This is a genomic window from Streptomyces decoyicus (assembly GCF_019880305.1).
Lineage (GTDB): Bacteria > Actinomycetota > Actinomycetes > Streptomycetales > Streptomycetaceae > Streptomyces > Streptomyces decoyicus.
In genome coordinates this window covers 6,415,173-6,427,691 of the sequence record NZ_CP082301.1, presented here as the reverse complement: position 1 = coordinate 6,427,691, position 12,519 = coordinate 6,415,173, and the positions used below count along the sequence as shown (strand labels likewise).

The following is a 12,519-nucleotide window of genomic DNA, read 5'->3' as shown; positions in this document are numbered from 1 at the left end:
CTCTTCCTACGAACGGGGGACAGTTCCGACCGCCTCTTCCGCAACCTCGGTGCCGACCGGCGCCAGCAGGAAGACATTGGTGTCGACGCGGTGCATCCCGCTGCCGAGCCCGAAGACGACTCCGCTGGAGAAGTCCAGGATGCGCTTGGCGACATCACTGTCGGCGCTGCTGAGGTCCAGCAGGACCGGGATCTGCGCCATCAAGTACTCGGCGACCTCACGGGCGTCCGCGAAGGTCTGGACGCGGATGACGATGAACCTCCGCGCCTCCTCCGCCGGCTCCTCCTCGGGCAGGGCACGGTGGTCGGGCCAGGAAGGCCATTCACTGCTGCCGCGGAGCGGGACGACCTCGGCCAGCCCTTCCCACTGCTCGTCGGTGGCATCGGGGCCGTTCACCGAATCACCTCACCCGGGAGAGCGCTGGCTGTCTGCGGTATCTGCATCGCACAATTCTAGAGATAAACATACAAAGCTCGGCGGACGCGACACACACCGCGCCACGCCCCGTTCCATCCTGCACCATGGCCGCTGACCTGTTCCGACATCCGCGGCAGATATCCTCCGTCGAGATTCTGTGTGCCTGTTCATCCCTACTGTGACGGAGGTTGGTGCTGTCGTGGGCTCTGAGCCTCCCGGCCGGCGGCCGCGTGGTCTGCGCGGCCTGCGCAAGCCCGCCAAGAAGCGGCCCGCCGGGCCCCCGCCCGCCGAGGCCACGGAGGACTCCGACACGGCGGAGCCACCGGCTGAAACCGCCAGCAGCGTCATCAACGCCGTGCTCTACCGTGACGGACGCCGCGTCAGCACCCATGACACGCTCGCCGAGGCCTTCCGGCAGCAGCGCGCCACCTCCGACACCCTCGCCTGGATCGGCCTGCACCGCCCCAGCCGCGACGAACTCCTCACTCTCGCCTCGGAGTTCGACCTCCACCCGCTCGCCGTCGAGGACGCCCTGGAGGCCCATCAGCGGCCCAAGCTGGAGCGCTACGGTGGCACCCTCTTCGTCGTCCTGCGCGCCGCGCGCTACCTCGACGACCCGGAGGAGGTCGACTTCGGCGAGCTGCATATCTTCGTCGGCCGCGACTTCGTGATCACCGTGCGGCACGGCGGCGCCCCCGACCTCACGGCCGTACGCAGGCGCATGGAGAACACCCCCGAACTCCTCAAGCGCGGCCCCGAAGCCGTCCTCTACGCCATCCTCGACGCCGTCGTCGACGGCTACGAACCGGTCGTCGCCGGCGTCCAGAACGACATCGACGAGATCGAGACCGAGGTGTTCGGCGGCGACCCCCGGGTCTCCCGCCGCATCTACGAACTCTCCCGCGAGGTCGTGGAATTCCAGCGCGCCACCCGCCCGCTGAACGGCATGCTGGAGAGCCTGACCGCGGGCTTCGAGAAGTACGCCATCGACGAGGAACTTCGCCGCTATCTGCGCGACGTGGCCGACCACGTACTGCACACCACGGACCGCGTGGACGGCTTCCGGCAGGCGCTCCAGGACATCCTCACCGTCAACGCGACACTGGTGAACCAACAGCAGAACGCCGAAATGCGGGCCCTGGCCGAGGCGGGCTTCGAACAGAACGAGGAGATCAAGAAGATCTCCTCCTGGGCGGCGATCCTGTTCGCGCCCACCCTGGTGGGGACCATCTACGGCATGAACTTCGACAGCATGCCGGAGTTGCACTGGGTGCTCGGATACCCCTTCGCCATCGTCCTGATGGCGATGGTGTGCACCAGTCTGTACCTCATCTTCAAGCGGCGGGACTGGCTCTGAGCAACCGTCATGAGACGAGGTCCCGTGATGCAGTGCAGTCCAGATCGCTGGCGCTGGCGCTGGCTCCGGCGACGCATCGGAGCCAGCCTCGTCCGAGTGTCGGGACGAAGAGTGCGGCCGCGAGCGCGTGACAGACGCCTACCCCCGCCGGATAGCGCAGAAGAACGTTTCCCGAGCCGTTGACCTGCTGAGCACCGACGGTCACACGGACCGCTGGGGCACCGGCCGCTCCCTCCCGGCAGGGAGGAGCCACGCCTTGTCCGCCACCACGTCGGGCAGTTCGGCGTCATGGCTGACGGCTACCGGGGCGCCCAGTGGTACGAGGAGGCGGGAACACACCGTGCCGGCGGATAACCGGGCTCGGTGGTGCGCGACCTCGCGCGGCTGCGGATCAGCCTTCCCTGCACATCGCTGCCGGGACGATCAACGGCTGGGGCAGCTCGACGCGACCCTTCCTACACTTCCTTGCCCGTTACACCCACTCACACCCACTTACACCCACTTTTCCGTACCGCATCTTGGGGGCGCTTCGGTACGGGTGTAAAGTTTGCGTAAGAGGTACATATGCGACATGCCCCACCCTGCCTGTGGCGTGACCGCCAGGAGTCGGTTTACCCAGGGGCAGCTCCCGAACCTCCCGGCCCCCTGCGGGGGACTCATCGCCGGGTGGCGGGGCGCAAGATCCCTAGCCTGAAGAAGGTGTGGACCTATGTCCACCAATCGTTTGACACGAGCCATCGCTCTGACCGCAGGAGGCCTCCTGCTGGCAGGTGGCGCCGCGGTTGCCACCGCCGGAACGGCGTCCGCCACCCCGACACACGCACCGGTCAGCTACTCCAGCCACGACGACGGGCATGACTGGGGCTACTACCACGACCATGGCCGTGGTTACGGCGACTACGACGACTACGACGACTACGGTTATGGCCTTGGTGGTTACGTAGTCATCATTGGCCTTGGCGGCTACTGACGACCGTCGCCTCATGGCCGTCCAAGCACGCCGGTGCCCGGGATTCTCTGTCCCGGGCACCCTCATGCCGCCGGAGGCACCGCCGGGCGCCTCCCCTGGCAGTCGGGCACGTTCGGTGTCAGGGGCGGCACAGCGAGTCCTGCTACGTCGCCCGGGACCTGCGACTCGCGGTGCTGCGGCCCCCGGCACGGGGCGATCATGCTGCAGATCCTGCTGTGGCGCGACGAGGTGCGCGAGCCCGGAGGCCTGGGCCCGTCGGCACCCGTCACCGACCGGGAGCTGCAGCTCGCCGAGCTGCTCCTGTGCGAACTCACCGGGGTCGAGATGCAGCAGCTGGAGGACGAATGCGGGCACACGCTGGAGCAACTGGTGGCTGCCAGGGTGGCTGCCAAGATCATGCGATGCGAAGTGCCGGAGCTGCCGACGCCGCAGCCTGCCGTCGACCTCATGGCCGCCCTGGAGCAGAGCGTCCAGGCCGCGCGCCGCACCCGCCAGTACGCCGGCCCGGCCCCCTCAGTGGAAGCCCAGCATTTAGCTGGGGAGAGTCTCTTGTACCAGGGCCCGTTCCGTGTCCTCTTTCAGGATCACCAACTCGCCTTTGCCGATCGGGGAAAGGGAGCTGAGGTAGCCGTCCGAGGCCGCGACCAGCCGGTTGAAGTCTTCCAGCTGGTGGGCGTGGGAGATCGCATTGTCGACCACGAGCAGCCGGCCGTCCGCGAGGATCCGCTGGAGCGAGGGCCACCAGTCGGCGTACTGTCCGCGGTCGCTGTCCAGAAAAATGAAGTCGTACGCGCCCGCATCGCACGTCGCGATGAACCGGCCGGCCTCGTCCTCGATCTGCTGAATGCGGGGGCGGAGCCCGGCGCGCTGAAAGTTCCGCTCAGCCATCGCGCGCTTGTGAGGCGCCTGTTCGATGGTGGTGACCGAGCCGTCCTCGCCCACGGCGTCGGCGAGCCACAACGTCGAGTAGCCGTTCGACGTCCCGATCTCCAGCACTTTCTGGGCCTTGGATGCCTTGACAAGTAACGCGAGGAACACACCGGTGTCGTGCGTGATGTTCAGCATCTTCCGGCTTCGGTCGTCCGTCGCCGCGTCGTTGGTACTGCCGAATTCCTCCAACTCATGCAGTAGTTCGGCGAGAGCGTCTTCCATGCGCTTTCCTCTCCTTGCTTCATGAAGCCTCATCAGCCGGCCAGACTCTGTATCGCGACGTACAGGCCCAGGAGCAACAGGGCGATACAGAGTACTGTGCGGAACTTTTCCTCGGAGATCCTCCGGCGAATCCGGTTGCCGACCGACATCCCGAGAAACGCCGGGACCAAGGCGGCGGCCGACATGACGCCCAGATTCATGCTGAGCAGGTCTTGCGTCCGCAGCGACCATGCCAGGCCAACGGTGGAGAGCGTGAAGAGGATCCCCATGCTCTGCACCAGTTGGTCGCGCAGCAGCCCAATGGACTGCAGGTAGAAGACTCCTGGGACGGCTGACGAGCCGGTCATTCCGGTGAGGAAGCCGTTGGTGGCTCCGAAGACCACACCCGCGGGGTGGTGCCACCATCTGTCTCTGATGTTCACCCGGAGCTTGAACAGCCCGAGCAACCCGTACACCGCGAGCCCCAAGCCGAGCAAGGCGGACATCACGTCTGCCCGGAAGTAGCTCAGTGTGAACGCACCCGAGACGGTGAAGACCGTGGCCGCCAGCAGAAACGGCCATGTGAGGCGAACGGCTTCCCGGCCGTGACCACCGCGCGACGCCTGAAGGACGTTGGTCAGAAACGTCGGTATGAGTATCAGCGCCTTCGCGGGGTGGATCCCGACCGTCGCAGCGAGAATTCCGAGGACGACGGGCGGCAGGCCGAGGCCGGTCAAACCCTTGATCAACCCACCCGCGAAGAACGTCAGGACAATCAACGTCACGGTGGCCACGTCGAAGGAGAGCAGTGCCGTGTCGGTCAAGAGTTGCGGCCACTCCGCGGGTGCGCTGTCTCCAACCCACGGGAGGCGAAGCACCGCAGTGCCGCTACGACGTCAGCCTGCTCCTCCGAGTCCAGGACCTCGGGCTTCTCCTGTTCGAAGTGATCGGCGAGTTTGATGATGTCGCCCTTGCGATCCTCGATGTAGACGGCACCGCCCGTGACATGCGTCGCGGCGCGCTCGGCGAACTGCCCCGCAATGTCCTTGGCGGCCGGGACGAAGTTGATGTCGAAATCGCCGATCTGTAGGAGCACGTAGCGTGAGGGCGTTCCGACTGGTGCTCCGTTGACGAACCTGTGCTTGCTCGGGTGGGGAACCTGGAACACCTGATCCGGGTGGACGGTGAATACCTCGTCCGTATCGGGCAGCTCGATCGTGATCTGACCCCGTGAGCAATACATCATATCGGACACTTCATTATGGAAGTGATAGGGGACAGCCTTGTGGTCGAGATTGAAAAGGCTGACCCGCAGGCCGTCCTGATAATGGAACTCTTTCATCTCCATTGCTCAACTCCCTGTCTCGCTGGTGACCAACCCGGGACCGTCGACGGCAACGGGGCGTGCGGTTGCGGCCGCCGCCACGTCGAGCCACTCGCCGGCAACCCACTCGGCCGCCTCGACGAATGCGCCGGCGAAATTGTGTTCGTGCTGCCAAAACCTGACGGGCGATCCGTAGGAGGTGAGATGCGGCGACGGAACACACCCGCCGCCCGCCCGCTTCATCACCCGATACCCGCCGCGGGCGTCGAGCGCGATGCCGCCCGTGACGTATCCCCCTTCCTCATGCGGGACGATCTCGCCTCGCCGCAGAAGGTTCTGCACCAGCGGTGACGGATGATTCTCCATGCGGAAGTCCTGCCCGCTGGCACGGATCACGCAGTCTGCCCGCAAGGTCGACTGCCCGCCCTCGTCGGACCGGTAGGTGATCCGGAAATCACCGTCCTCCCCCACTGCTGTGTGCGGCGCGTCATAGCCCTGCTTCACGGTCGTCAGTATTCCGGCGTCCATCAGAGCGAGGAGCTTTTCCGCGTTTGCGGACGGCATCGGCACGGCCGTCCGAATGAAGTGGGTATCGAGCAGACGGTCGTACGTTGCCTTGTCAGACGGTTCGAGCTGGTTGTAGAAGCGCATCCTCCGCGCTTTCAAGGCAATGGTGTAGACGAGGTTTCCGGTGTACGAGTCCCGGAGATCGCTCGCGAGCTTTTCCTTGGCGGAGTGATAGCGGGGGTTTTTGATGTCGTTCCAGCCCACCGCCCCGGCAGTTGCCTGGCGCAGGTCCTTGTCCAAGAGCTCCAGAATGCGCTCGATCTTCAGATGTCCTTGGTGATCGCGCCGGATCTCCGCGAGGTGCTCCTCCGTGAGATGGTCGGGCTCGTACGGTGCGAGTGGCCCCCGGACGGGAGAGAAGAACCCGCAGCGCGATCCGGCGACGATGTGCAACGGCTCTTCGCCGGCCTGCACCGCCGGCTGCTGGTACGACGCGATGTGACCGTCGTCGGTGTACGTGAACTCGCCGTCACCGCACAAGGTCATGATGGCGTCGATGCCGCTCGGGCCCATCCCCTGAACGAACACACGGGGCCGCTCGTCGCGTGCGCGTCGCGACCGGATGCGTTCCGCGACGGCGGCTTTCACCGCGTCCGGTGGATAGGGCGACGTGACGTATCCACTCTCTCCGGAAAGCGGGTCGGTCGCCTTGGACTGCCAGTGCCCGGTGCTCAGCAGGACGCGGTCGATCCCGTCCACGGTGAACTCGTGACCGGTATCGAGGCTACGGAGGGAGAGGGCGAAACCCTGCTCCGTTGCGTAGCCGTCGACGGCCTCGTGACGCACGTACTGCTGAGCGTCGATGCCATGTGCACGGGCTCGCTCGACGGCTTCCTGGAACCGCTTTTCGAGATACAGGCCGAACAACGCACGCGGATAGAACCCGCCGTTGTCGGGCTGCCATTCACCGAGCTCGACACCGGGGTCGGTCTCCAGGACCATCTCCGGGTAATCCCGGATGAGCCATGGTTTGCTCTCGGCCAGCCAGTCGACGAAATCATTGCCGTGGATCCCCATGGTGCTCGCCTCGTTGTTGCACCGATGCGCAAGCTGGACGTTGTCCTTCGCGTAGGGATACCCCGGCCCGTTCACCGGCCCCCGCTCCACCGTGACGATCGTGACGGCCGAGGGGGAGAGCGAGGGCCTGCGGCGTGGATCGGTGAGTCGTTGCACCACATGCCACAACGCGCAGGTGCCTGCGAAGCCTGTGCCGATGATGCAGTACGTGATGCTTCCCCTCATCTTGGCGTTCAGGTCAGGACTCCAAGCGTGTGAGGGCGCGCCTGATACGTATGCCGGCCTTGCTCACGAGCGCACCCGTCCGGCCGCAATTGATCCGCACGAGGTGGTTCAGGAAATGGCCCTCCGCGAAATGGCTGCCGCAGATCGTGGCGACCTTCGCCTCGTCCAGCAGAAACTGATCGGCGGTGCTGTAGCCCTGCTTCTGGTAGGCGTCGGCGTAGCTCGAAAAGTCGACGAAGAGGAAGTAGCCCCCTTGGGCGGGGCTGATCTTCAACGAGGGGATGGCTTCGAGCTCGCGCAGCATGGTCTGGAGATTGGTGCGCGCGGCCTTCGCCCTGGCGGCCGCCACCTCGTCCATTTCCGGCTGCAAGGCGACGTGCGTAGCGACCTGCCCGTAAGTGGACGCGAACGAGGTGAGGTTGACCTGGGCGCGCGCCGCCGCGTCCACGATGTCGGGCGGCCCGCAGAGGTAACCGACCCGATCGCCGTGCATGCCGTACGTCTTGCCCGGTCCGGTCACTGACAGCGTCCACGGCCGCATGGAGCAGCGGCTGCCGTCGGGGAGCGGAACGTCGATGGCGGCAAATGTCTTGGCGCGGGCCCCCACGATATGGGCCTCGTAGGGAGAGTCGAACAGGACATAGGCCGGGCTCTCGCCGCGGGACTCGCGCCGCACATTGTGTCGGGCGACGACATCGGCCAGCGCCGACAATTCCTCGGTCGAATAGACCTTGCCCGTCGGGTTGATGCAGTCGCCGAGCACGACAATCTTCGTTTGCTCCGAGAGCGCTCCCTCAAGAGCCGGCGCCGTAAGGCCGTCGTGCGCCGTGACCAGGACGGTCTTCGGGATGGCTTCGTGCAGCCGCACCATGTCCGAGTAGTGCGGCCAGTTGGGCACGGGGATCACGACTTCGTCGCCCGGGTTCAGCAACGCATGGAAGATTACCGAAATCGAACCCTTCACACCGCCCGGTGTGACCATGATTTCACGGTTCGGGTCGTACGCAATTCCATGGAGGCGAGCCACACGCGCGGCCACGGACTCCAACAGGAACGGAAATCCTTTGATGGGCGCAAACGCATGGATCGTGTCGGATTGCTTCTCCACGAACTCGATCACACCTCGGTCGATCCGGGGATCGGTCGGTGTGTCCAGCGCGCCGATGCTGAGGTCGATGATCTGATCGTCCTCGGGGAGTACCTTGTTGAGCGCGACGATCTTCGCCGCGGTTCCGTGAGTCACCGATTCTGGAATGCTCAGGACGGCATCGGAAATGCCACGATTTTTCTGCACGGTCGGCCGAGTCACCTCTCCCCGCTAGGAATTCAACTCGCGGACGGCCTTGTGCATCGCGTTCCACATTTCCTGTTGTATCTTCAGTGTCTCGTTCGCGCCGTAGGCGATCTCGGCGACGTCGGCGTCGGTGCGGCAGTTGTTCTGGACGCACTTCTTCGCATCGGCGGCATGGCGTTCCTCGACGCCCTCATCGCCGACGTGGACGTTGAAGTAGATCTCGACGTTGTCGACGAACTCGGATGCCGCCTGCTTGTTGTTGCTGTTGCGGAACGCCGTACGGCAGACCTGCAGCATCCTGTCGGCATGGGACTCCAGGGCCATCGCGACGCCCAGCATGCGGTGGTAGTTGGCCCCCAGCAGCTCACGGGTGCGCTCGCGGTAGGCGAACGTCTCCGGGATGACCAGGTCGCTGTTGCGCGCGTCCTTCACGAGTAACGGCGCCAGCCCGAACTCGATTTCGCCGTGTAAGTTGTGGGCGTTTTCCATCAACACTTCATGGCAATGGGCGGCCTCGCCGTTCCCGGCTTCCTCGTTGAGAATGTAGGAGAACAGGACCAGCGTGTCCCGGTCGTCGTTGGCCGCCGCCTGCGCACACACGTGGGCGATGCCTTTGACCGTGCCCTCGGTGCGCTGGAAGAAGTTCGCCCGGTGGAATTCGTAGGTGGCGCTGTTCCAGGGCGAGTTCTGCAGGAACTTGAAGTACTCGTTGTCGTAGACCGGGTGCCGGTCCAGCTCGTCCATGAGCGACGTGACTTGCTCGTGAAGTGCAGTTGCCGTGCTTGTCGTCATCTTGCTTCACCCCAGTTCACACAGGTGTGGATCGCGGTCAATAAGATGGTCAAAATTGACGCACCGATCCACTGGATAGATGCCTTACGACGTCATCGATTGCGCTTGATCACTATCACGAGCCATCGTGGCGGCCCTGCCGGCGAACCGCGAGAGTTCGCCTGCGAATTCACGCACCTCGCACCATGAGAATGTTCGGGCCCGAGGAAGGTTGTTTCCTGCGGACGAGAGAGTCACTCACTCCCCCCGCGCACCGCACTGCGCCGCGAAGAGCTGGGACCCGGAATCGGACAGGACCGAAGAAAGCTACAGACCTCTCCCCTGATGAAGGCAGGAGAATTACTGAATCTATATCCACCCTCCAGGTGAGCCACGATGACCACCCCGGCGTTCGGTCGTGCTCCATGATTGCCTAAAAGGTTGATTCGGGGACAGTCTTTACCGGCCACTTGTCGCGCGCCGGAACACTACCCATGGTCACGGTTCCGTTACTCCGGCGGGAACGTCGGTACGGGGTAACGGATGGCCACGATGGTGCGGCAGTGGCGGCTGGGGCAGCGCTGCCCCAGGAAAGAACCGCCCTCTGAGACTCCGGAACGCCGGGTACAGGTCATGACATGACGGTGAACTCCTGGGGCCACCGGTGCTGCATGACCGGAAGTCATAGTCGGCTTGAAGTATGCAGTCCGGTCCCAAGAGATCGTCTCTCAGGTCGATCCAGGGGATGCGGTCGCCCGGCAGTAGGTACCGCTCGGTCTCGACGAACCCGTGCTCGAGTGCGAACCGCAGCCGACATCGCAGCAGGAGACCCGAGTCCACCGGGGCGTCAACTCTGTTGCCAGGCGGACGAGTCGCCGGTGTCGCTGAAGACGCTCGAAGCCAGGCGAATGCCCCGCAAGCGGCTGGGCCTGAAGATCCGGGCAGCGCGAACGCCGGTGATCGCGTGCTCGTCGAGAGCCATGAGGGCCCCAGCGGGACCGTGCCTTCCCGACCCTCGCTTCCCCCCGACCGGCGTGGGGCGGCTTTCCACAGGCGAAACGCCACTCGGGCCAGGCCCCTGGCGGGGGCCGGCCCGAGTGAACCGAGGTGCGTATCCAGCTGTTACTACGGCCGGACGAGGAGAATCGAGTTGATCGGCGTCAGGTTCTTGTCCACGTAGTAGCCGGGCTGCAGGTAGCCCTGGCAGTCCCCCGTGCCGTTGTAGCCCGTGCAGGTGCGAGCCGTCGCGCCCCCGGTCTGGTTGTTCAGGACGTAGTGCTGCCCGACCTGGTTTTTGAGGTTGTGGGCGCCGTAGCTGTAGAAGGCGAGCGACGGGCGGTCGCCATTCCAGCCGGCGTTCTGCGGGTAGACGCAGACGGCGCCCGACGGGCAGCCGTGCAGACTGCCCGCGGCCTGGGCCGCGTTGGCGCTGGTGGCGCTGACCGTGGTCAGGGCGCCGGCGGCAAGCGCCAGAGCGGCGGCGGCCTTGGTGAACTTTCGCATGATGTTCCCCCTAGTGATCTGGTGGCGCGACGTCCCGTATAGCCCCCGGCCGTATGCGGCACGAGGGGCTGTACCGCCGTCGCGTCAGGCAGTTTGCCCGGGGCGCCGGGGCCGCACCATCTATTCGGTCTGGGCCGAAATCGGGGGCCGAAGTGCCTGGGCCTGTGGTAATCGGGGTGATCGCCGGGCAGCAGTGCCCCTACACGAACAGCCCGACCCGGACGGCCTGACGGCTGCGCCACTCGTTCTAAGCGTGGGTGAGGTCGGTTTCCGGCGGCCCGTCGTGCTCACCGGAGAGCGCCGGTAGCAACCTCGGAGGGGCCTGCGCGGACGTTACGGCCTGCGCAGAAGGGTGATGCCGTCCTCCTCGGCGGCCTGGACATATCCGTGGGCGCGGTAGAGGCGCAGCATGCGGTGCGTCTGGGCCACCGGGCAGGGGGTTTTTACGGTCGGATCGTGGCGGTCCGAGACCACCCAGCGCGGCGGGTCGGCGGGGAGGGCGGTCGGTGCGGCGGGGTCGGGGCCGGTGCCGAAGCAGACCAGGCTGACCGTGGCACGTCCGGTCAGCATCGGGGCCAGCCGGTTCGAGGAGGCGACGGTGTCCCCGTCGGGAATGCGGGCCAGCAGGCGCTCCGCCGTGCGGACATGGGCCGGGGTCCGCCAGGCCGAGGGGAGGACGAGGTCGTGGAGCGGATAGACCGCGGCCGTGACCGCGGTGAAAACCGCGGAGAACGCCAGGACCTTCCGGCGTCTGTGGGGCGGTACCACATCCGGCCGTCGGTGCAGCACATCGATGAGCCCGGCGAATACGATCGGCATCAGGATCGCGTTGTAATGGAAATTCGGCTGCCAGTAATGCTCGTTGCCGGCCAGCAGCCGCCACGCGAGGGTGGGCACGCACAGCAGCGTCAACGGGGAACGCAGGCCGAAGAATGCGGTGGGTGCGGCCAGCATGAACAGCAGCAGCCATTTCATCGGCGGCCACAACAGGTGCAACCCGGCGGACGCGAGGCCGGCGAAGCTTCCGGACGGCGATGCCTCACCCGGCATCTGATGCCAGTAGTCGAAACCGCCGCGGGGATTCATGGCGGGCAGCAGAACGAGAATCTCCACCGCCGTGCCCAACACGCCGAGAAGAGCGACCACGATGCCGAGCAGGAACGGGAATCCTCGTCGCGCCGTGGGTTGTTGACGCCGCTCGCGTAGTCCCTGCCAGGCGATATAGCCACCGATTGCGGCAAGGGTGAGTCCGAGGTCCTCTTTCACCAAAAGCAGTGGGAGCGCCCAGGCCGTCGCCGCCCACCAGCGCCGCTGAGCGAGCGCGGTGACGCTGAAAGCGAGAAGCGGGACCGCGAAACAGATTTCATGGAAGTCCTTGGTGACTCCCGCGGCGAGGCCCCACGAGGCGCCCAGCCCGCAGCCCACCGCAAGGCCGGTGAGCGGCCCGACGGCCCGGTGCGCCCAGCGGGTGAGCGGAAAACAGGCCAACGCCATCAGCGCGGCCTGCACCACGAGCAGCGTGACGGCACTGGGGAAAATCCGGTAAATAGGGGCGATGAGCGCCAGGATGGGGTGGAAGTGGTCACCGAGGAGATGGAAACCCGGGCCCTTGAGCTCCACGATCGGAGCCTGGCCGTGCGCATAGGCACGGATCGCCTGCTCGAATATCCCCAGGTCGTACCCGGCGTTGAGCATACGGGCGTTCCGAAGAACAGACACCAGGGTGTACACCACAAAAAATACCGCGGTCAGTGTCCAGCCCATGGCTCGTGGGCCGGGCAGGCGCTTCCTGAATGCGGCACCGAAGTCCGAGAGGTGGCGGTCCGAGGGTATTCGGTTGAACCACGTTCCCCTTATCCGCTCCACCGTTTCCACTTTCGCACCAACCGTCATCGACTCGTGACTCGGAAATACCAACACGGTGTACTGCCCGCGGCGGAGAG

General features: G+C 65.4%; 11 protein-coding genes and 1 pseudogene. 2 read left to right on the top strand and 10 right to left on the bottom strand.

The features are described 5' to 3' along the window. Positions 1–6: 6 nt before the first annotated feature. Positions 7–396, bottom strand: a complete 390-nt coding sequence (locus tag K7C20_RS28185; protein ID WP_030076841.1) for a cell division protein SepF — start codon at positions 394–396, stop codon at positions 7–9. Between the two features lie 220 nt (positions 397–616). Between K7C20_RS28185 and K7C20_RS28180 the strand changes: the two genes are divergently transcribed. Together K7C20_RS28180 and K7C20_RS28175 are read left to right on the top strand one after the other, a co-directional pair. Continuing rightward, the gene (locus tag K7C20_RS28180) at positions 617–1,774 is read left to right on the top strand and encodes a magnesium and cobalt transport protein CorA (protein ID WP_030076843.1); all 1,158 of its coding nucleotides are present in this window, start codon (positions 617–619) and stop codon (positions 1,772–1,774) included. Between the two features lie 709 nt (positions 1,775–2,483). Continuing rightward, positions 2,484–2,744 carry a hypothetical protein gene (locus K7C20_RS28175; protein ID WP_030076845.1) on the top strand — a complete coding sequence of 87 codons (261 nt, stop codon included), beginning with the start codon at positions 2,484–2,486 and terminating at the stop codon, positions 2,742–2,744. Positions 2,745–3,275: 531 nt separating this feature from the next. Here K7C20_RS28175 and K7C20_RS28170 read toward each other — a convergent pair. From K7C20_RS28170 to K7C20_RS28135, 9 genes and pseudogenes are all read right to left on the bottom strand, one after another. After that, a complete protein-coding gene (locus K7C20_RS28170) occupies positions 3,276–3,896 on the bottom strand; it encodes an O-methyltransferase (protein ID WP_048828831.1) in 621 nt (206 codons plus the stop codon). Between the two features lie 32 nt (positions 3,897–3,928). After that, positions 3,929–4,699 carry a sulfite exporter TauE/SafE family protein gene (locus tag K7C20_RS28165; RefSeq protein ID WP_209443852.1) on the bottom strand — a complete coding sequence of 257 codons (771 nt, stop codon included), beginning with the start codon at positions 4,697–4,699 and terminating at the stop codon, positions 3,929–3,931. Next, positions 4,696–5,223, bottom strand: coding sequence for a cupin domain-containing protein (locus K7C20_RS28160; RefSeq protein ID WP_030076851.1), 528 nt, complete (start codon positions 5,221–5,223; stop codon positions 4,696–4,698). Before K7C20_RS28160 ends, K7C20_RS28165 begins: the two co-directional genes overlap by 4 nt. Positions 5,224–5,226: 3 nt before the next feature. Next, on the bottom strand, positions 5,227–7,008 hold the full coding sequence (locus K7C20_RS28155) for an FAD/NAD(P)-binding protein (RefSeq protein ID WP_030076852.1): 1,782 nt from the start codon (positions 7,006–7,008) through the stop codon (positions 5,227–5,229). Positions 7,009–7,021: 13 nt separating this feature from the next. Next, the gene (locus K7C20_RS28150; protein ID WP_030076853.1) at positions 7,022–8,302 is read right to left on the bottom strand and encodes a pyridoxal phosphate-dependent aminotransferase; all 1,281 of its coding nucleotides are present in this window, start codon (positions 8,300–8,302) and stop codon (positions 7,022–7,024) included. A gap of 24 nt (positions 8,303–8,326) precedes the next feature. After that, positions 8,327–9,094 (bottom strand): iron-containing redox enzyme family protein, encoded by a 768-nt coding sequence (locus tag K7C20_RS28145; RefSeq protein ID WP_030076854.1) that lies wholly within the window; start codon positions 9,092–9,094, stop codon positions 8,327–8,329. A 705-nt stretch (positions 9,095–9,799) separates the two neighbouring features. Next, positions 9,800–9,883 (bottom strand): annotated as a pseudogene (locus K7C20_RS38470) (GNAT family N-acetyltransferase); the annotation flags it as partial. A gap of 315 nt (positions 9,884–10,198) precedes the next feature. Then, on the bottom strand, positions 10,199–10,576 hold the full coding sequence (locus K7C20_RS28140) for a hypothetical protein (RefSeq protein WP_030076857.1): 378 nt from the start codon (positions 10,574–10,576) through the stop codon (positions 10,199–10,201). A gap of 333 nt (positions 10,577–10,909) precedes the next feature. Then, complete coding sequence (locus K7C20_RS28135; protein WP_048828833.1) at positions 10,910–12,340, bottom strand: DUF2079 domain-containing protein; 1,431 nt, start codon at positions 12,338–12,340, stop codon at positions 10,910–10,912. Between the last annotated feature and the right edge of the window lie 179 nt (positions 12,341–12,519).

What these genes read in the sequence shown, in the direction of transcription:
- K7C20_RS28140 (WP_030076857.1), bottom strand. Translation starts at nt 10,576, where the DNA reads ATGCGAAAGTTCACCAAGGCCGCCGCCGCTCTGGCGCTTGCCGCCGGC.
- K7C20_RS28175 (WP_030076845.1), top strand. Translation starts at nt 2,484, where the DNA reads ATGTCCACCAATCGTTTGACACGAGCCATCGCTCTGACCGCAGGAGGC.
- K7C20_RS28160 (WP_030076851.1), bottom strand. Translation starts at nt 5,223, where the DNA reads ATGGAGATGAAAGAGTTCCATTATCAGGACGGCCTGCGGGTCAGCCTT.
- K7C20_RS28145 (WP_030076854.1), bottom strand. Translation starts at nt 9,094, where the DNA reads ATGACGACAAGCACGGCAACTGCACTTCACGAGCAAGTCACGTCGCTC.
- K7C20_RS28155 (WP_030076852.1), bottom strand. Translation starts at nt 7,008, where the DNA reads ATGAGGGGAAGCATCACGTACTGCATCATCGGCACAGGCTTCGCAGGC.
- K7C20_RS28135 (WP_048828833.1), bottom strand. Translation starts at nt 12,340, where the DNA reads ATGGGCTGGACACTGACCGCGGTATTTTTTGTGGTGTACACCCTGGTG.
- K7C20_RS28170 (WP_048828831.1), bottom strand. Translation starts at nt 3,896, where the DNA reads ATGGAAGACGCTCTCGCCGAACTACTGCATGAGTTGGAGGAATTCGGC.